The 18,874-nt window shown below is 62.3% G+C and carries 18 protein-coding genes; 8 read left to right on the top strand and 10 right to left on the bottom strand.

What is annotated here, in order from left to right:
- Nucleotides 1-6: 6 nt before the first annotated feature.
- From M5B42_RS09320 to M5B42_RS09300, 5 genes are all read right to left on the bottom strand, one after another.
- Nucleotides 7-378: a glutathione S-transferase N-terminal domain-containing protein gene (locus M5B42_RS09320; protein ID WP_248745631.1), complete on the bottom strand. Its 372-nt coding sequence runs from the start codon at nucleotides 376-378 to the stop codon at nucleotides 7-9.
- A 102-nt stretch (nucleotides 379-480) separates the two neighbouring features.
- Entirely contained in the window at nucleotides 481-1,026 is a 546-nt protein-coding gene (folE, locus tag M5B42_RS09315; RefSeq protein ID WP_017129709.1) for a GTP cyclohydrolase I FolE, read from the bottom strand.
- A gap of 78 nt (nucleotides 1,027-1,104) precedes the next feature.
- Entirely contained in the window at nucleotides 1,105-1,662 is a 558-nt protein-coding gene (locus M5B42_RS09310; RefSeq protein WP_103498210.1) for a Smr/MutS family protein, read from the bottom strand.
- Between the two features lie 76 nt (nucleotides 1,663-1,738).
- Nucleotides 1,739-2,059, bottom strand: coding sequence for a hypothetical protein (locus M5B42_RS09305; protein WP_103498209.1), 321 nt, complete (start codon nucleotides 2,057-2,059; stop codon nucleotides 1,739-1,741).
- Between the two features lie 138 nt (nucleotides 2,060-2,197).
- Nucleotides 2,198-2,791 carry a cysteine hydrolase family protein gene (locus M5B42_RS09300; protein ID WP_103498208.1) on the bottom strand — a complete coding sequence of 198 codons (594 nt, stop codon included), beginning with the start codon at nucleotides 2,789-2,791 and terminating at the stop codon, nucleotides 2,198-2,200.
- 219 nt (nucleotides 2,792-3,010) lie between these two features.
- On the opposite strand from M5B42_RS09300, the gene prmB reads away from it, so the two are divergent.
- Nucleotides 3,011-3,919 carry a 50S ribosomal protein L3 N(5)-glutamine methyltransferase gene (gene prmB / locus M5B42_RS09295; protein WP_248745630.1) on the top strand — a complete coding sequence of 303 codons (909 nt, stop codon included), beginning with the start codon at nucleotides 3,011-3,013 and terminating at the stop codon, nucleotides 3,917-3,919.
- 516 nt (nucleotides 3,920-4,435) lie between these two features.
- On the top strand, nucleotides 4,436-6,109 hold the full coding sequence (locus tag M5B42_RS09290; protein WP_103499836.1) for a DEAD/DEAH box helicase: 1,674 nt from the start codon (nucleotides 4,436-4,438) through the stop codon (nucleotides 6,107-6,109).
- 180 nt (nucleotides 6,110-6,289) lie between these two features.
- Here M5B42_RS09290 and M5B42_RS09285 read toward each other — a convergent pair whose 3' ends face one another.
- Nucleotides 6,290-7,057, bottom strand: a complete 768-nt coding sequence (locus M5B42_RS09285) for a class III extradiol ring-cleavage dioxygenase (RefSeq protein ID WP_248745629.1) — start codon at nucleotides 7,055-7,057, stop codon at nucleotides 6,290-6,292.
- 110 nt (nucleotides 7,058-7,167) lie between these two features.
- Between M5B42_RS09285 and M5B42_RS09280 the strand changes: the two genes are divergently transcribed.
- Nucleotides 7,168-7,827: a thiopurine S-methyltransferase gene (locus M5B42_RS09280; protein WP_248745628.1), complete on the top strand. Its 660-nt coding sequence runs from the start codon at nucleotides 7,168-7,170 to the stop codon at nucleotides 7,825-7,827.
- 64 nt (nucleotides 7,828-7,891) lie between these two features.
- Here M5B42_RS09280 and htpX read toward each other — a convergent pair whose 3' ends face one another.
- Together htpX and M5B42_RS09270 are read right to left on the bottom strand one after the other, a co-directional pair.
- Nucleotides 7,892-8,779 (bottom strand): protease HtpX, encoded by an 888-nt coding sequence (gene htpX / locus M5B42_RS09275; protein WP_103499304.1) that lies wholly within the window; start codon nucleotides 8,777-8,779, stop codon nucleotides 7,892-7,894.
- A gap of 316 nt (nucleotides 8,780-9,095) precedes the next feature.
- Nucleotides 9,096-10,307 carry a pyridoxal phosphate-dependent aminotransferase gene (locus tag M5B42_RS09270; protein WP_103499336.1) on the bottom strand — a complete coding sequence of 404 codons (1,212 nt, stop codon included), beginning with the start codon at nucleotides 10,305-10,307 and terminating at the stop codon, nucleotides 9,096-9,098.
- 226 nt (nucleotides 10,308-10,533) lie between these two features.
- Between M5B42_RS09270 and msrB the strand changes: the two genes are divergently transcribed.
- From msrB to M5B42_RS09255, 3 genes are all read left to right on the top strand, one after another.
- Nucleotides 10,534-10,929 carry a peptide-methionine (R)-S-oxide reductase MsrB gene (msrB, locus tag M5B42_RS09265; protein WP_218225013.1) on the top strand — a complete coding sequence of 132 codons (396 nt, stop codon included), beginning with the start codon at nucleotides 10,534-10,536 and terminating at the stop codon, nucleotides 10,927-10,929.
- Between the two features lie 160 nt (nucleotides 10,930-11,089).
- On the top strand, nucleotides 11,090-11,575 hold the full coding sequence (locus tag M5B42_RS09260; RefSeq protein ID WP_100940610.1) for a glutathione peroxidase: 486 nt from the start codon (nucleotides 11,090-11,092) through the stop codon (nucleotides 11,573-11,575).
- Nucleotides 11,572-12,030 carry a MarR family transcriptional regulator gene (locus M5B42_RS09255; RefSeq protein WP_152737014.1) on the top strand — a complete coding sequence of 153 codons (459 nt, stop codon included), beginning with the start codon at nucleotides 11,572-11,574 and terminating at the stop codon, nucleotides 12,028-12,030. The genes M5B42_RS09260 and M5B42_RS09255 overlap by 4 nt, the downstream gene beginning before the upstream one ends.
- Here the strand turns inward: M5B42_RS09255 and M5B42_RS09250 are convergent.
- Nucleotides 12,017-14,335: a response regulator gene (locus M5B42_RS09250; RefSeq protein WP_103499307.1), complete on the bottom strand. Its 2,319-nt coding sequence runs from the start codon at nucleotides 14,333-14,335 to the stop codon at nucleotides 12,017-12,019. The two genes, M5B42_RS09255 and M5B42_RS09250, sit on opposite strands and share 14 nt — an antisense overlap.
- A 167-nt stretch (nucleotides 14,336-14,502) precedes the next feature.
- Here M5B42_RS09250 and M5B42_RS09245 point away from each other — a divergent pair, with 167 nt between their 5' ends.
- Together M5B42_RS09245 and M5B42_RS09240 are read left to right on the top strand one after the other, a co-directional pair.
- Nucleotides 14,503-15,393 carry an ATP-binding protein gene (locus M5B42_RS09245; RefSeq protein ID WP_248745626.1) on the top strand — a complete coding sequence of 297 codons (891 nt, stop codon included), beginning with the start codon at nucleotides 14,503-14,505 and terminating at the stop codon, nucleotides 15,391-15,393.
- Nucleotides 15,390-15,872 carry a GAF domain-containing protein gene (locus tag M5B42_RS09240; RefSeq protein ID WP_152737012.1) on the top strand — a complete coding sequence of 161 codons (483 nt, stop codon included), beginning with the start codon at nucleotides 15,390-15,392 and terminating at the stop codon, nucleotides 15,870-15,872. The genes M5B42_RS09245 and M5B42_RS09240 overlap by 4 nt, the downstream gene beginning before the upstream one ends.
- A gap of 6 nt (nucleotides 15,873-15,878) precedes the next feature.
- Here the strand turns inward: M5B42_RS09240 and M5B42_RS09235 are convergent, their stop codons facing one another.
- Nucleotides 15,879-18,830: an HD domain-containing phosphohydrolase gene (locus tag M5B42_RS09235; protein WP_248745625.1), complete on the bottom strand. Its 2,952-nt coding sequence runs from the start codon at nucleotides 18,828-18,830 to the stop codon at nucleotides 15,879-15,881.
- Nucleotides 18,831-18,874: the final 44 nt, after the last annotated feature.

Genomic DNA, 18,874 nt, shown 5'->3' with positions numbered 1-18,874 from the left:
CTGTACTCAGGCCGCGGCAAAGCGCTTGTCCAGGTAATCGATGATCACCTTGGACTCGTACATCCAGGTGGTCTGGCCGTTTTCTTCGATACGCAGGCACGGCACCTTGATCTTGCCGCCTTGCTCGAGCAGGGTCTGGCGATCCTGTTCGTTGTTCTTCGCATCACGCAGCTCCACCGGCACGTTGAGGCGGCGCAGGGTACGACGGGTCTTCACGCAGAACGGGCAGGCGTGGAACTGATACAGGGTCAGGTCCCTGGCCGCGGCATCGACCTTAGCCTGGTCTGGCGCGGAACGCTTTTGCTTGCTGGGGCGGGTGAGGAAATCGATGAAGATGATGAGTTGGCCCAGGCCGACTCGAAGTGCTTTGACGAACACGGGATAGCCTCGCGGGCGGTGGAGAAGGAGCGCAGCTTACCTGATTTTCTTCAGGCGAAAAAAAACCGGCGATGAGTGCCGGTTTTTTCATGTCGCCCGATCTTACTTGATCAGCGCCAGGAACTCGCTGCGGGTCGCGGCGTTTTCGCGGAACTCGCCGAGCATCACCGAGGTGATCATCGACGAATTCTGTTTCTCCACACCGCGCATCATCATGCACATGTGCTTGGCTTCGATCACCACCGCGACACCCAGGGCCCCGGTCACCTGCTGGACCGCGTCGGCGATCTGGCGGCTGAGGTTTTCCTGGATCTGCAGGCGCCGGGCGTACATGTCGACGATACGCGCGACCTTGGACAGGCCCAGCACCTTGCCGCTCGGGATGTAGGCCACGTGGGCCTTGCCGATAAAGGGCAGCAGGTGGTGTTCGCACAACGAGTAGAGCTCGATGTCCTTGACCAGCACCATTTCGCTGTTGTCGGAGCTGAACAAGGCACCGTTGGTGACTTCTTCCAGGGTCTGTTCGTAACCGCGGCAAAGGTACTGCATGGCTTTGGCGGCGCGCTTGGGCGTGTCGAGCAGACCCTCGCGGGAGACGTCCTCGCCGAGTTGGCCGAGGATCGCGGTGTAATTCTGTTCCAGGGACATGAAGCTACCTGTGGGAGTTTACGCAAAGAGCAAGGATACGGCGGCTGGCAGCCGCCTGCAAATTCGATGACGGTTCGGTTACTCGTCGCGACCTTCCATCATGGTTCGTTTCAGCATCACATACACCGCGCCCGCGCCGCCATGCTTGGGCTGGCAGGAGGTGAACCCCAGGACCTGGGCGTGCTGACGGAGCCAGGTGTTGACGTGGCTCTTGATCATCGGGCGCTTGCCGTCCAGGCGTACGGCCTTGCCGTGGGTGACGCGCACGCAGCGGATTTCGAATTTGGTCGCCTCGGCAAGAAACGCCCAGAGGGTTTCCCGGGCTTTTTCCACACTCATGCCGTGCAGGTCGAGACTGCCTTCGAAGGGGATCTGGCCGATCTTGAGCTTGCGCATCTGGCTTTCCTGGACCCCGTCACGGGCCCAGTGCAGGTCGTCTTCGGGACCGACGTCGATGACGAACTGGTCGGACAGCCCGTCCACCGCGGTGTCCTGCACCCGCACCGTGGCCGCCTGGCGCAGCTTGGCCAGTTGCGCACGGTCGGACTTGGGCTTGCCGGTGTCGGCACGGTCATGCTTGATCGGCTTGACGCCACGGATCTCGCTTTTGAACAGGGAAAAGTCGTCGTCTTGCATGTCAGCCTCCGCAGGGCCTGGCAGTTTACCCAAGTCCCCCGGGTGTCGTCACAGTCGATTGCGCGCAGGTGCTTGATCAGTCGTGCTTTTTCATCAGGTGGGGGGCGATGTTCAGTCCATGGCGGCTGCGCATCCGACGACGGCTGCGGCGCCACAGCCAGACCCCGAACCAGAGCGTCAGCACGCCCACGCCCAAGGCCACCGCCGAACCGGTCGGCGTGGCATTCAAATCCCCGAGTGCCGGCGCATGGCCGAGCAGGCTGGCCGCCCCGGCCATCACCAGCAACACCCCGAAGGTGGCCAACAGCGCCGCAATGGCAGCGCTCAAACGCGAGCCCCAGGTGCTCTGGCCCCGGGGACGCAGGCGGCGAGCGTCAAAACCATCGGATATCTTCATTCCGATTTCCTCTATGAGTATCGGCCCTTCGACCGGGAGATGGTCGGCTTGTTCCTGATGTGTCCGGGAAATCGGAAAATGAGACGCAATTGACAGGACTAATGGATGGGCGGTCGCCAGGACAACCCATCGCCGCCGCTAGCCGATCAGGTCTTTGGTCTGCGCCAGGGTGGCGAAATTGTCCGCCATGATCGCCATCTCGGTGCGCTGGACCTGGGCGGCGCTGATGATTTCATCCTTGTAGGGCAGGTCGCGGGTCGCGCAGGCATCTTCCACCAGGGTGCAGCGGAAGCCCAGGTTCTTGGCCGCGCGCACCGTGGTGCTGACGCTGGAGTGGCTCATGAAGCCGCAGACGATCAGGTCCAGGGAGCCGAGTTCCTGCAGGTGCTTCTCCAGGCCCGTGCCGTGAAAGGCGCTGGGCAGCAGCTTGCCGATCAGGGTTTCGTCGCCCTGGGGTTCCAGCCCCGGAATGAACTCACCGCGCTCGCCCTGGGGATCGAACAGACCGCCCACGGTGCCCAGGTGACGGATATGCACGATAGGCCGTCCGGCCTGGCGGGCGGCGGCAACCAGCTGCTTGATATTGTCGACGGCAGCGTCCATGCCGGACAAGGCCAGCGGGCCACTGAGATATTCTTTCTGGGCGTCGATGATCAACAGGCTGGCATGGCTCAGATTGGCGGCTGCATAACCACGACCGCTGAGTTGAAACATCGTCTTTGGAACGGACATTCGGGGCTCCTTTGAGTGGGGCTTTTACCGCATTGTCCTCCGGCTGAGCGCGTATGTGAATCGCAACCCGTGCAGGCGGCGTGGTTATTGGGCTGTAGCCGTGTCAAGGGTTGTTTGCCGGCGTGCGAAACGGCGCTCGATGATGTCTTTTTGCCTTATTTTCACCCGGTGCTGGTTTGACTGTTAGAATCCCCCGTCGTTTTTTTCAGGAGCCTCCCCGTGATCAATTCCCGCCTGCGCACGCTGCGCGACCATATTCGTTGGGCTGTCAGCCGCTTTCATGGCGCGGATCTGTTTTTCGGCCATGGCACCGACAATGCCTGGGACGAGGCGCGTCAATTGGTGCTGGGGGCCTTGCACCTGCCTTGGGAAATTGCCGACAGCTATCTCGACTGCCGCCTGGAAGACGACGAACTGAGCCGTTTGCAGCACTTGCTCAAGCGCCGCATCGAAGACCGTGTGCCCACTGCTTACCTGTTGGGTGAGGCGTGGTTCTGCGGCATGTCGTTTATCGTCGATGAGCGGGTGTTGATTCCGCGTTCGCCGATCGGCGAGTTGATCGAAGGCCACTTCGCTCCCTGGCTGGCGAATGAGCCGGCGCGGATTCTCGACCTGTGCACCGGCTCCGGCTGCATCGGCATCGCCTGTGCCTATGAGTTCCAGCAGGCGGAAGTGGTGTTGGCCGACCTGTCTTTCGAAGCGCTGGAAGTGGCCAACCAGAATATCGAGCGCCATGGTGTCGATGAGCGGGTGTTCACGGTCCAGGGCGATGGCTTCGATGGTCTGCCCGGTCAGCGTTTCGACCTGATCGTCTCCAATCCTCCTTATGTGGATGCCGAGGACTTTGCCGACATGCCGGAGGAATACCAGCACGAGCCCGAGCTGGGCCTGGCCTGCGGCGAAGACGGCCTGAACCTGGTGCGACGGATGCTGGCCGAGGCGGCGGATCATCTGACCGAGAAGGGCCTGCTAATTGTCGAGGTCGGCAACAGCCAGGTGCATGTCGAGACGTTGTACCCCGAGGTGGACTTTGCCTGGCTGGACTTCGAGCGGGGCGGGCATGGCGTGTTCATGCTGACCGCCGAGCAGTGTCGTGCGCATCAGGCGCTGTTTGCCGCGAAAATCTGAAGAACGACACCGACCTGTAGGAGCAGGGCTTGCCCGCGAAGCTTTTGGCGCCCTCAAGGACGCCTTCGCGGGCAAGCCCGGCTCCTACAGGTTTTGCCGTGTTCTGGAGATCGCCGAACGCTTGAGCAATCCTGGCGGACATATTCCCGACGAGTGAACCGTTTAAGTCGCCAGGCCCGCCCGGCAAGGTGAGCCAGAGGCAAACCTTCCCTCGATTATCCGCAAAGCCCGCCATAGAGAGGCGTACAGCGATATTTCGAGATAAATAAATCTCCCTTTTTTCGCCAATTCCGGTATAGTGCGCGCCGGCCTTTAACCGGGCCGCGTTTAGGTAATGCAATTCCCCGAAGTCAGCTTCGGCTGCTGTCCGCCATGCGGACTATCCTTGACGATTCTTTCATTCAATCGTTTTCGCAAATCCCCGCCGACAAAGCTGCCAGGGTGACTCTCAGAGTCTTACAAGGCATGCGCAGCTTTGGAGCATGGGTCTTTGCGGATGCACTTAGAGGCAGACCCATGACCCAGGAAATCGGCGGCTTCGCCGCTTTTAATCTTAATCCGAATATTCTTGCAGCCGTCACCGCGACTGGCTACGAAGAGCCTTCGGCTATCCAGCAGCAATCGATCCCGATCATCATGGCCGGCCACGACATGATTGGCCAGGCGCAAACCGGTACGGGTAAAACCGCTGCGTTCGCCCTGCCGATCCTGCATCGCATCGATCCTGCTAAGCGCGAACCGCAAGCCCTGATCCTGGCGCCAACCCGTGAGTTGGCGTTGCAAGTAGCAACCGCTTTCGAAACCTACGCCAAGCAAATGCCGGGCGTTACCGTTGTGGCCGTTTACGGCGGCGCGCCCATGGGCCCACAACTGAAAGCAATCCGTAATGGCGCACAGATTGTTGTCGCCACTCCGGGCCGTCTGTGCGACCACCTGCGTCGTGACGAAAAAGTCCTGGCCACCGTGAACCACCTGGTTCTCGATGAAGCGGACGAAATGCTCAAGCTCGGCTTCATGGACGACCTGGAAGTCATCTTCAAGGCCTTGCCGGCAACCCGCCAGACCGTTTTGTTCTCGGCGACCCTGCCGCAGTCGATCCGCGCCATTGCCGAACGCCACCTGCGCGATCCGCAACACGTCAAGATCCAGACCAAGACCCAGACCGTGACCGCGATCGAACAGGCTCACCTGTTGGTTCACGCCGACCAGAAGACCTCGGCTGTGCTGAGCCTGCTGGAAGTCGAGGATTTCGACGCCCTGATCATGTTCGTGCGCACCAAGCAAGCGACCCTGGACCTGGCCAGTGCCCTGGAAGCCAAAGGCTACAAAGCCGCTGCGCTGAACGGTGACATCGCCCAGAACCAGCGTGAGCGCGTGATCGACTCCCTCAAGGATGGCCGTCTGGACATCGTTGTGGCGACCGACGTTGCTGCTCGTGGCCTGGACGTTCCGCGTATCACTCACGTATTCAACGTCGACATGCCGTACGATCCTGAGTCCTACGTTCACCGTATCGGCCGTACCGGCCGTGCCGGTCGCGAAGGTCGTGCGCTGTTGCTGGTGACTCCACGTGAGCGCCGCATGCTGCAAGTGATCGAGCGTGTAACCGGTCAGAAAGTTGCCGAAGTCCGCCTGCCGGATGCCCAGGCCGTTCTCGATGCGCGCATCAAGAAACTGACCAACAGCCTGTCGCCACTGGTAGCCGATGCTGAATCGACCCACGGCGAACTGCTGGATCGCCTGACCGCCGATATCGGTTGCAGCCCGCGTGCCCTGGCCGCGGCCCTGCTGCGCAAGGCCACCAATGGCCAGGCGCTGACCCTGGCGGCGATCGAGAAAGAGCGTCCGCTGGTGCCGAACAACGCGCCACGTGGCGATCGTCCGGAGCGTTCCGGTGACCGTCCCGAGCGTAGCGATCGTGAGCGTCGTGCCCCGGTGCCATTGGCCGAAGGCCGTGCCCGCTGCCGTACCGCGCTGGGTGCGCGTGACGGTATCGCCGCCAAGAACCTGCTGGGTGCCATCCTCAACGAAGGTGGCCTGGCCCGTGAAGCGATCGGTCGCATCCAGGTGCGTGACAGCTTCAGCCTGGTGGAACTGCCGGAAGATGGTCTGGAGCGTCTGCTGACCAAGCTGAAGGACACCCGTGTGGCGGGCAAGCAGCTCAAGCTGCGTCGCTACCGCGAAGATTGATCAACCCCCCGGGTTGATTGATCGATAAAAAATCCCCGACTGGTTCGGGGATTTTTTTTGCCTGCTGTAGGAGCGAGCTTGCTCGCGATGGGCGTCAACGATAACGCGGGGCATCTGATACCCCGCGGTGCCTGAGCCATTATCGCGAGCAAGCTCGCTCCTACAGGGGATTGGTGGGGGTCAGGCGAAGCGATAGATGTCCATGCCCAGCGCGCCCATGGTGAACCCCTTGTGGGCGATGCTCATCTGGCCACCGGCGCCACGGGCGAAATACAACGGCAGCAGGTGCTCGTCACTGGGGTGGCTGCGCACGGCGTAGGGCGCCTGTTTGCGGTAGTCGTGCAGGGCGGCTTCGTCATCGGCAGCGAGTTTGTCGACCATCCAGTCGCGGAAGGCCTTGGCCCACGGCTCGATGCTGTCGGGGCCGGCATGCCAGTCCAGTTCTCCGAGGTTATGGGTAATGCTGCCGGAGCCGATCAGCAGGATGCCCTGGGCCCGCAGGCCGCTGAGGGTATGCCCGATACGGGTTTGCAAGGCAGGGCCCATGCGGCTTGGCAAGGACACCTGGACCACCGGGATATCGGCTTGCGGGTACATCAGCGACAGGGGCACCCAGACCCCATGGTCGAATGGGCGCTGGTCATCGAGGCGGGCGGCCAGGCCATCGGCGTTGAGCAGGGCGACAATCTCGGCGGCCAACTGCGGTTCGCCGGGTGCCGGGTATTGCACGGCGAACAGTTCCCGTGGAAAACCACCGAAGTCGTGCCAGGTTTCCGGCTGCGGATTGCTGCTGACCCGCAGGTCCTGGCTTTCCCAGTGGGCCGAGACGATGACGATGGCCTTCGGTCGCGGCAGCTCGGCCGCCAGGCGGGCCAGGGCCGGGCCGCTGGCGCCGGGGTCCAGGGCCAGCATGGGTGAACCGTGGGAGATGAACAGGCTGGGGAGCATAATGAAAGTCCTGAGCGTCAAGTTTAAGATGACGCCATCTTCAATCAGATCATTGATCTAAATCTAATATAAGTTTTAGTGCTTTTTGATCGAATTTTCAGGGTGAACCTATGCAACCGGAATTTTGGCACAAGCGTTGGGAACACAACCAGATCGGCTTTCACCTGGAGCAGGTCAACCCCCATCTGCAGCGCTTCTGGCCCGACCTGGCACTGCCGATAGAGGCGCGAGTGCTGGTGCCCTTGTGTGGCAAGAGCCTTGATCTGGCGTGGTTGGCGGCCCAGGGCCTGCGTGTCCTGGGGGTGGAGTTGTCGGAGAAGGCCGTGGAGGCGTTTTTTGCCGATCAGCAGCTCAAGCCGCTGATACGCCGGCAGGGTGAGTTCATGGTCTATGAGGCGGGTCCGCTGGAACTCTGGTGTGGAGACTTCTTCGCCTTGACGGCCGCCGACGTGGCCGACTGTGTGGGGCTGTATGACCGGGCGGCGCTGATCGCCTTGCCAGCGCCAATGCGCGAGCGTTATGCGGCGCATTTGAGCGGGATACTGGCGGCGGGCACCCAGGGCTTGTTGATCACCCTCGACTACGATCAGACCCAGCTCGACGGGCCGCCGTTCGCCTTGCTCGATGGCGAGGTCCGGCGCTTGCTGGAGCCGCAGTGGCAGCTTCAGGTGGAGGATGAACAGGATGTGCTTGGCGAGAGCTGGAAGTTTCTCCAAGCTGGTGTGACCCGGCTTGATGAGCGGGTTTACCGGCTGGAGAAGGTTTTGTAATCAGGGGCGGGAAATGCAAAAGGGCGACTTTCGTCGCCCTTTGCGTTGTGCCTGTGAGGTCTGATCAGCCGCGACGACGGAGGGCTTCGATACGCTCTTCCAGCGGCGGGTGGCTCATGAACATCTTCGCCAGGCCCTGTTTCAGGCCGCCGTTGATACCGAAGGCGTTCAGGGTATCCGGCATGTGCACCGGCAGGCCCTGTTCAGAGCGCAGGCGTTGCAGGGCGCCGATCATCGCGGCGGTACCGGCCAGGCTGGCACCGGCTTCGTCGGCGCGGAATTCACGCTTGCGCGAGAACCACATGACGATGGCGCTGGCCAGAAAACCCAGGACCAGTTCGGCGAAGATGGTCGCCACATAGTAGGCGATACCCTGGCCCTCTTCGTTCTTGAAGATGACCTTGTCGACAAAGTTGCCGATGATCCGCGCAAAGAACATCACGAAGGTGTTCACCACGCCCTGTATCAGCGCCAGGGTGACCATGTCGCCATTGGCTACGTGGCCGATCTCGTGGGCCAGCACGGCCTTCACTTCATCGGGCGAGAAGCGTTCCAGCAGGCCCTGGCTGACCGCGACCAGCGCGTCGTTCTTGTTCCAGCCGGTGGCGAAGGCGTTTGCCTCGTAGGCCGGGAAGATACCCACCTCGGGCATCTTGATCCCGGCGTCGCGGGACAGTTGCTCGACGGTTTGCAGCAGCCACTGCTCATGGCGGGTACGAGGCTGGGTGATGAGCTGGGTGCCGGTGCTCATCTTCGCCATCCACTTGGAGATGAACAACGAGAACAGCGAACCCGCGAAACCAAAGACCGCACAGAAGACCAGCAGCTGATTGAGGTTGAGATCAACCCCGTTGGCCGCCATGAACCCGTTGAAGCCGAAAAGGCTCAGGGTGATGCTGGCAATCAGCACGACCGCCAGGTTAGTGGCCAAGAACAGCAGGATGCGCATCATGGTTGAAAGTTTCTCCTCAGCTAAAGATGTAGCGTCATGCGGGGTATATAAGGTGCAGCTGCGACCTATTCAACCGGGTGACTATTTCAAACTGTGTCCTACAGCTTGATTCTAGCCGCTTGCCAGTCATTTCCTAATGGAGGGCTTGGGTTTTCGAGGCGTTGCAACGCCGCACGCCCCTTTGAAACCGGGGGATGTGCTGGCAATGAGAGAGGTTCCCTGGCCGGCGGCATGCTGACGCAAAGACATACAAAAAGAAATGGGGGCAAAGCGCTTTCCTGCGACTCTCGGATGAGTCGCAGGAAAGTGTAGGAAATTACTGGCGGTAGGTTTTCAGGAACGAACCGATGCGCCCGATGGCCTGTTCCAGGTCATCCACCCGTGGCAGGGTGACCACGCGGAAGTGATCGGGCCATGGCCAGTTGAACGCGGTGCCCTGGACCACCAGCAGCTTTTCCGAGATCAGCAGGTCGAGGACGAACTTCTCGTCGTTGAGAATCGGGCAGACTTTCGGGTCGATCCGCGGGAAGGCGTAGAGCGCGCCCATGGGTTTCACGCAGCTGACGCCGGGAATGTCGTTGAGCAGTTCCCAGGTGCGGTTGCGTTGTTCCAGCAGGCGACCGGCCGGCAGCACCAGGTCGTTGATGCTCTGGTAGCCGCCGAGGGCGGTCTGGATCGCGTGCTGGCTCGGCACGTTGGCGCACAGGCGCATGTTGGCCAGGATGTCGATGCCTTCGATATAGCTCTGGGCATTGTGCTTGGGACCGGAGATCGCCACCCAGCCGGAGCGGAAGCCCGCGACCCGGTAGGACTTGGACAGGCCGTTGAAGGTCAGGCACAGCAGGTCCGGCGCCAGGGATGCGGTGCAGACGTGTACGGCATCGTCGTAGAGGATCTTGTCGTAGATCTCGTCGGAAAAAACCACGAGGTTGTGCTGGCGGGCCAGTTCGAGCATGCCCAGCAGCACCTCCTTGGAATACACCGCGCCCGTCGGATTGTTCGGGTTGATGATCACCAGGGCCTTGGTATTGGGGGTGATCTTGGCCTTGATATCGGCCAGGTCCGGCCACCAGTTGGCCTGTTCGTCGCACAGGTAGTGCACCGGGTTGCCGCCGGCCAGGCTCACGGCGGCGGTCCACAGCGGGTAGTCCGGTGCCGGGATCAGTACTTCGTCGCCATTGTTGAGCAGGGCCTGCATGGACATCACGATCAGTTCGGACACGCCATTGCCCAGGTAGATGTCTTCGATGCCGACACCTTCGACCTGCTTCTGCTGGTAGTACTGCATGACCGCCTTGCGGGCGCTGTACAGCCCCTTGGAGTCACTGTAGCCCTGTGCGGTCGGCAGGTTGCGGATCACGTCCAGGAGTATTTCGTCCGGGGCTTCGAAACCGAAGGGCGCCGGGTTGCCGATGTTCAGCTTGAGGATGCGATGGCCTTCCTCTTCCAGGCGTTTGGCGTGCTTGAGCACCGGGCCGCGAATGTCGTAGCAGACGTTGGCGAGCTTGTTCGATTTGCTGACCTGCATGGCGATGTAATCCTGAAAATGGACGATCCAGGCGGTCTCGTCGAGGCCGCTATGGCAATACTGCGTTTTCACCTCGTCCCATGGTCCCCGGCCGCCGGCTTGGAAAATCCGTTTGAATGCGTCGGACGCGGGTGCCAGACTGGCGTTTGACGAGGCGCAATCATACGTGCCACCCGATCCGTGGAAAAGATACAGATCGGGGTTTTTCAGCCGCCGAGGTGTGACGATGGAAAAGTTGGAAAAAACCCTGGACGAATGGCGCGCCATGCTCGACCCGGAGCAGTACAACGTGTGCCGGCTCAAAGGCACGGAGCGGCCGTTTTCCGGCAAATACAACGGCACTAAAACTGACGGGGTCTATCACTGCATCTGCTGCAATGAGCCGCTGTTCGATTCCCGCGCCAAGTTCGACTCCGGCTGCGGCTGGCCGAGCTTCTACCAGCCCATCGGCGACAGCGCGATGGTCGAGATCCGCGATATCAGCCACGGCATGATCCGCACCGAAGTGGTCTGCGCCAAATGCGACGCGCACCTGGGCCATGTGTTTCCCGACGGTCCGCCGCCGACCGGTTTGCGCTACTGCATCAACTCCGTGTGCCTGGATCTGGTGCCGCGGGGCTGAGTCCGGTTCTTGCGCGGTGTCCCGGAATTCAGGGCCCGCGCCAAGCCCGGCGGGGGAGTCTGTGTGGTCGTGGCTTATAAAGCTCCATCCACCCCGGTTATTAGATTGTGTGCAATTCAATTGCTCGCTATCTTGTTCGACATTCATTGGAGGAACTGTCATGAGCGATAACCTGCTGAACATCCCTTGCACCACCATCAAGGGTGAGCAAAAGACCCTGGGCGACTTCGCCGGCAAGGCGATCCTGGTGGTCAACACCGCCAGCAAATGCGGTTTTACCCCTCAGTACAAAGGGCTTGAGCAACTCTGGCAGTCCTACAAGGACCAGGGGCTGGTCGTCCTCGGTTTCCCCTGCAACCAGTTCGGCAAGCAGGAGCCGGGTAACGAAGGGGCGATTTCCGAGTTCTGCGAGCTGAACTACGGCGTCAGTTTCCCGCTGTTCAAGAAGATCGACGTCAACGGCGACGGCGCCCACCCGCTGTTCGTCCAGTTGAAGAAACGCGCGCCGGGGTTGCTCTGGTCCCAGGGCATCAAGTGGAACTTCACCAAGTTCCTGATCGGCAAGGACGGCCGTCTGGTGAAGCGTTTCGCGCCCACCACCAAGCCCGAGAACCTCACCCGCGAGATCGAAGCCCTGCTTAAATGAACGACCTGTCCAGCGATTCGCTGAGCCTTGACTCCCAGCTCTGCTTCAAGCTCTACGCCGCTTCACGGGCGGTGATTCGAGGCTACAAGCCGATGCTGGAACAGTTGGGCCTGACCTATCCGCAGTACCTGGCGATGCTGGTGCTGTGGGAGTGGCATGACGGCGCACCGGCGCAACCGACGGTCAAGGCCCTCGGTGAGCGCCTGCTGCTGGACTCGGGGACGCTGACGCCACTGCTCAAGCGCCTTGAGCAGATGGCCTTGGTGCAGCGCCGGCGTTCAGCCCTCGACGAGCGTGAAGTGCACCTGAGCCTGAGTCCCGCCGGAGTGGCTCTGCGCGCGCAGGTGCTGCCGATCAAGGCACGCCTGCTTTGCGACAGTGGTCTCGATCTGACCCGGCTGGATGAACTGCGCGACGGTCTCGACCAGTTACTGACCCAACTCATGCCGCTGTAGCCGGTACCCACTGTTCGAGCAGGGCGATCAGCTCTTCTCGGCGGAAGGGCTTGGCCAGGTAGTCGCTCATGCCCGCGGCCCGGCAGCGTTCACGTTCCTCGGGCATGGCGTTGGCCGTCAGCGCCACGATCGGCAGGTTCGGCCAGCGCCCGCTGCGGCGAATCTGCCGACTGGCTTCGTAGCCGTCCATGACGGGCATATTGCAATCCATCAGCACCAGGTCGAACACCTGCTGTTCCAGTTGGCTCAGCGCCTCGCCGCCATGGGCGGCCACCGTTACTTCGCAGCCGAGCTTGCCGAGCATGCCCTTGGCCACCAGCTGATTGACCGGATTGTCCTCCACCAACAGGATCCGGGCCCGGCGTAGCGGCTGGTTGTCCCGCGGCTGCACGTTCAGCTCGGCCGGGTCATCGGGCAGCAGGATGCGCGCCAGTGTCTGGTACAGCGCGTTGCGCGCCAGCGGCCGGGCCTGTTGCTGCAGCGGGGTGAGGGCGTTGGCCTGTTCGGTGGGCATGAAGTTGCCATAGGCGGTGACCAGCAGGATCGGCGCGCTGATCGCCGGCCGCAGGCCGAACAGGCATTCCGGGCAGTCGGTGATCAACAGGTCGGGGCTGACCCCCGCCAGGCTGTCGTCCAGCCCGTAGCGCTGGTAGTCCAGGCCCCAGACCGGCAATTGGTGGCTGAGCAATTCGCTCAGGCCGCTGGTGCTCGACGTCACGGCGATGACCTTGCCGGTGAGGCGTCGCGGTGTCGCGGCCGGCGTGTGCCCGGGCAAGGGCAGTTCGGCACAGAACTGGCTGCCGAAACCGACTTCGGAATTGATCGTCAGGCTGCCTTTCATGGCCTCGCACAGGTTGTAGGTCAGGGTCAGCCCCAGGCCGGTGCCGCCGTACTGGCGGGTAATGCCGGCGCCGGCCTGGGTGAAGGGCTGGAAGATCTTGGCCTGGGCCTCCTGGGCGATGCCGATGCCGGTGTCGCAGACTTCGATGCGCACGCCGTTGTCGCGAGCACTCAGGCGCACATCGACGCGGCCGAAGCGGGTGAACTTCAACGCGTTGGACAACAGGTTGCTGACAATCTGCCGCACCCGCGTCGGGTCGCCCAGCACCAGGGCCGGGAATTGCGGGTCGATCAGGCAGGCCAGTTCGACGCTGGGGGCGGCGTTTTGCGAGAGCAGGTTGGCGGTGTCCTCGACCAGGGCGCCGAGGTCGAAGGGGATGCGTTCCAGCTCCAACTGGCCGGCGTCGAATTTCGACAGGTCGAGGATATCGTTGAGCAACTCCACCAGGACCTTGCCGGAGTCGTGGGCAATCGACAATTGCTGGCGTTGCTCGGCGTTCAGCTGGCTGTCCAGGGACAGCGCGATCATGCCCAGCAGGCCGTTCAGGGGCGTGCGGATTTCATGGCTCATGTTGGCCAGGAATGCCGAACGGGCCTGGGCCATGTCCAGGGCCGTGCGGCGCGCCACTTCCAGTTCCTCGTTGGATTGGCTCAGACGCGCGTTGCTGGCCTTGAGTTCGGTGGTGCGCGCCGAGACGATATTCTCCAACTGGCCGAGGTAGTCGGTCAGGCGGTTTTCGGCGCTGCGCCGCTGCTGGATCTCGGTGCCCATGTTTTCGAATTGCTGGTTGGCGACCTTGACCAGTACGCCGATTTCATCGTGTTCATGGCCGGGGGGAAAGGCCAGGCGCGCCTGTTTCGACTGGCCCGGGGTGCTGCTGCTGAGCGCCTCGATCACCCGCACCAGGGGTTTGGTCAGCATCGTATAGAACAGCACGAGAAGGATGATGGTGAGGATCAGGCTGCGGACAAAACCGTTGAGCAGGGTGATCTCGGCCCGATGCAGGAAGCGGATACCGAAGGTGTAGGTGTCGATATCAAGGTGCAGGGTGCCCAGGGATTCGTCTGGCAGATGGCTGAGATAAAGCCGGTCTTCGAAGGTGCGATCAGAGCCGAACAGCCAATCGCTGATCATCCGATAGCTGCCTTCCTGGCGCGGTCGCTCGACGCTGGCCAGGACCATATTGTTGTTGTCGATCAACTGCGCGCGCAACACCGCCGGCGAGTGCAGCAGGCCAAGGGCCAGTTCCTGCGCCAGTTCGGCGTCGATGTTGTAGGCGATCCTCGATGCCGGGTTGTGGCTGATTTCCAGCAGGGAAAGGATTTCACGGTTGATCGAGGCGCTTTCGCTGGCATAATCGATGCCGATTTGCAGCAGACTGAGCAGTGTTCCCAGAATGAAGCCGACCAGCACCGTCAACCGGGCTTGTTTGTAGGACAAGCGGTGGGTGAACTTTATATCCATGGGGTGGTGTACCACTTTCCTTTCCCTTCGCCCGGCAAGCATAGCTGATTCGATGCGTGCACCGGCAGTGGGGGATTCGATACGCGCGGTGTGCAGTCTGCCAGAGCTTGCAGGCGCCCGGCGGCGCCAACGCGACATCATCGTATGAACTTGCCTGAGGAAACGTCGTGGATTCTCGATTGAATGCCTTTCTTGAGCGTGCCGATGCGGTGCTCGCCCGTCTTGAACCCCTGTTGCCGGCACCGCGCCAGGCCATCGACTGGAACGGCTGCCTGGCGGCCCGCTGGCAGCGTGAAGGGCGCAGCGGTTATCTGTTGCCGCTGGAGGTCAGCCTGGACATGCGTTTGTCCGACCTGATCGGCGTCGACAAGCAACGCGAGCAACTGGCGCGCAACACCCGCCAGTTCATCGACGGCCTGCCCGCCAACCATGCCTTGCTCTGGGGTTCGCGCGGCACCGGCAAGTCCTCGTTGGTGCGCGCCTTGCTCGCCGAACATGCCAAGGCCGGTTTGCGCCTGATCGAGATCGAGCGCGATCACCTGGCCGACCTGCCGCGGGTGGTGGAGCAGTTGCAAAAGCTGCCCCAGCGTTTCGTGCTGTTCTGCGATGACCTGTCCTTCGAGGCCGGTGAAGGCGACTACCGTGTGCTCAAGAGTGTGCTCGACGGTTCCCTCGAACAGGCCCCGGACAATGTCCTGCTCTACGCCACCTCGAACCGCCGGCACCTGGTGCCCGAGAAAGAGAGCGACAACGAAAACTGGAAGCGCGTCGACGGCGAGCTGCACCCCAGCGAAGCGGTGGAGGACAAGATTGCCCTGTCCGATCGTTTCGGCCTGTGGCTGTCGTTCTATCCCTTTACCCAGGAGCACTTCCTCAGTGTTGTCGAACACTGGATCGGCGAGTTGGCGCTCAAGGCCGGCCTGGCCTGGCAGCGCGACGAGGCGCTGGATATCCAGGCGGTGCGCTGGGCCACCGGACGCGGCAATCGCAACGGTCGCTGCGCCTATCAGTTTGCGCGTTATTGGGTGGGTTTGAAGTTGTTGGAGCAGGCACCATGATCGATTTGCAGAACACCGGGGCCGGCCTCGAGGGCTATGGTCTGTTGCACGCACAGCTGGAATCGTTGCTGGCGGACGAGCGGGATTTCATCGCCAATGCCGCGCAGTTCTCGGCCTTCCTGTTCAATCAGCTGGATGACCTGAATTGGGCCGGTTTCTACCTCAATCGCCATGAGGAACTGGTCCTTGGGCCGTTCCAGGGGCAGATCGCCTGCGTGCGAATCCCCTTCGGCCGGGGCGTCTGCGGCACCGCCGCGGCCACCCGGGAAACCCAGCGGGTCGAAGACGTGCATGCGTTTGCCGGGCATATCGCCTGCGACAGCGCCTCGAACAGCGAGCTGGTGGTGCCACTGGTCAAGGACGGCCGCCTGATCGGCGTGCTCGACCTGGACAGCCCGAGCCTGGCCCGCTTCACCCTCGAAGACCAGGCCGGGATCGAACACCTGGCAGCGATCTTCCTGCGCCTGACCGACTGCTGAGGCGACTCAGGCGCCCAGACCGGCCTTTTCCAGCAGCGACTCGGCATCCACCGTGTCGATCTGCTGGGGCAGGACGTGTTGCCGGGCGTACGCCAGGTAGATTTCCTCACGGATAAACAGCTCGAACAATTGCGGGTCGATATGGGCGTCGCGGCACATGCCGGCCATGATGCCCAGCGCTTCGCTCAGGGTCTTGCCCTTTTTGTACGGGCGATCGGCGGCGGTCAGCGCCTCGAAGATATCGGCAATCGCCATCATCCGCGCCGGCAGGCTCATCTGTTCGCGCTTCAGGCGCTTGGGGTAACCGGTGCCGTCCATTTTCTCGTGGTGGCCGCCGGCGATCTCCGGCACGGCGGTCAGGTGCCCGGGAAACGGCAGTTGATCGAGCATCAGGATGGTCTGCACCATGTGATGGTTGATGATGTAGCGCTCTTCGCGGGTCAGCGTGCCGCGGGTAATGCTCAGGTTGTACAACTCCCCCCGATTGAACTTGTAGGGCGGCACGTCGAGCTGAAAGCCCCAGCGATTGTCGGCGGGGATCAGTTCGGCCTCGTTGCGTTCGAACAGATGCTCGGGCTTGTCCGCCAGCAGCGATTCGGTGGCCGGCAGGGGCGCGGCCGGGCTGCGTTCCTGGCGGAGCTTTTCTTCCCAGGACACCCCGAGACGATCGTCCAGCGTGCGGGTCCAGGTGCGTTGGGCAATCCGCTGCAGGTGTTCCAGGTCGGCTTCGGCCATGGCCTCGCCGCCCAGGTTGCAGTGGGCGACAAAGGCGAAATCCTCGTCGAGTGCTTTGAGGCTGGCGTCACGCACCTCGCTCAAGACCGGTTCGTCGCCACCCAGCGCCCGACCTTGCCAATAGTCGACCCAGGCATCGCGCTTGAGCACTTCGAAGCGGGTGCGTATTTCGTGAATGCGGTCGTACAGGGTTTCCAGCTTGGTGGCCTTGTCGACCACGTATTCGGGGGTGGTGACCTTGCCGCAGTCATGCAGCCAGGCAGCGACATGCAGCGCCTCCCATTCGTCTTCGCTGGGTTGGTAGCCCTTGAACGCCGGTGTCTGGCTGGCCGCGGCGGCCTCGGCGATCATCAGCGTCAGCACCGGCACCCGTTGGCAGTGGCCGCCGGTGTAAGGACTCTTGGCATCGATGGCGCCGGCCAATAACTGGATGAACGCGTCCAGCAGTTGTTTCTGCCGGGCTTGCAGGCGCTGGCTTTCGATGCAGGCGGCCGCGGTGCCGGAAATGGCGCTGATAAAGGCGATGCGGTCCGGCTGCAGGTTCTCCATATCGGTCTCGGTGCCACTGTCGGGCAGCAGCAGGGCGAGGACGCCGACGGTTTCGCCATGGCGGTTGTGCAAGCGGATGCCGATCAGGTGAATCCGCGGGCTCTCCAGGGCGAGCATGACCTTTTGCAAGTCGGCCGCCTGCTCGAAGCCGAGGGTGGCGACCACGTTGTCCTGCCGGTCCAGTGCCTTGAGCCAGTCCGGGCGCTGTTCGTCAGCCTCGGCTGCACCGCGGATATCGAAGTGCCGGGGATCCTGCTGGACACCATCGATGATCAGGGCATGGGCTTCCAGCTGGCGGCTGTCGCTGTCCAGCAGGTAGATCAGCCCGGCGCGGGCCTGGGCGATTTTCAGCGTTTCCTCGAGCACCCGTTGCAGCAGGGGATCGAAGCGGGTTTGCGCCGAGAGGCTGGAGGCGATTTCGAAGAAGCTCGCCAGGGTCTGCTTCATGCGGGTCATCGAGGTCGCCAGCCGGTCGACTTCCAGCACCGGCGAGCGCGGTGTCGCCGGGTGGTTGAAGTTGAAGCTGCGAATCGCATCGGCCTCCTGTACCAGGGCGTGCAGCGGCTTGACCAGCAGCCTGGACGTCAGCCAGCCCAGGGGCAGGCACAGCAGCAGGGTGGCCAGGGTGATCAGCGCGCCTTGCCAGCGGATCCGGTAGGCGTCCGCCAGGAGTTCGTCTTCCGGGACCAGCAGGGCCAGTTGCAGGCCCTTGGGCCCGCCTTCGGCGAGTTGCGTACGGGCGACTATCCATTGCCGTTGCGCGCTGTCCAGGTGGTGCTCGGTGCTGCTGCCCGGTTCCATGAAGCGTCGCAGGATCGGGCTCAGGTCCTGGACCCGGGGCAACCGTGCGTCGCTGCTGTGGCCGATCAGCCGGGCGTAGTCGGGATAGGCCACGGCATTGTCGTGTTCATCGAACAGGATGATTTCGGTCGAAGGCGTGACCTTGTGTTTGTCCAGGGTCGCGGAAAGATCCGCCAGGGTCAGGTCGGCGGCGATCACCACGTTGGCGCTGCCGCGCCGGGCGAGGGTGGTGCCGACATTGTGGGTGGAGAAAAACAGGTAGGGCGCGGTGGTGATCTGGTCGCTGTCCTTCAGGGCGCTGTTGAACCAGGAACGTACGCGGGGATCGTAGGCTTCGCGGTGATTGTCCTGGCGGCTGATCAGTTGCAGGGCCGCGTCGTAGAACAATGATTCGGACTTGACCCCCGCGACGCCGGGGTCGCGCTCGATACTCCAGACCTGGAAGGCGGCGTTCTCCGGTGCCTTGAAATAGGCGCGCAGGGCGCTGTCGCGCAGCGGCCGGACCATGAAGAAGTCGCCATCGGCGTAACCGAGGTACAGCGATGCCAGGTTCGGGTTGTCGTTCAGGGCCTGGGTGAAGGGCTTGAGCAGCGCCAGCCGTTGCCCAAGCGTAAGGGCCTGGGTGCGATCATCGATGGCCAGCAGGCTCAGCAGATGACGAATCGGCTGGTAGGTGTGCAGCAGATCCAGCTGTACATCGTCGCGAACCCTGCCGAAGAGCTTTTCGCTGCTGGCGAGAATGATCTGCGTGGTTTGCCGGTAGTTGAACAGTCCCAGCAGGGTGCCGGTCAACAGCAGCAGGCAGGTGAACAGGATACTGATGTGCACGTGCAGCGCCAGCCGGCGTCTTTCGCGTTGCATGGGACGGGGCATCGCTGATCTCCCTGGGTGATGGGGCCGTGCTCAGCGCCCAAGGA

The organism is Pseudomonas sp. MWU12-2037, from assembly GCF_023242345.1.
GTDB lineage: Bacteria > Pseudomonadota > Gammaproteobacteria > Pseudomonadales > Pseudomonadaceae > Aquipseudomonas > Aquipseudomonas gingeri_D.
This window is presented reverse-complemented; position numbering and strand designations above follow the sequence as displayed.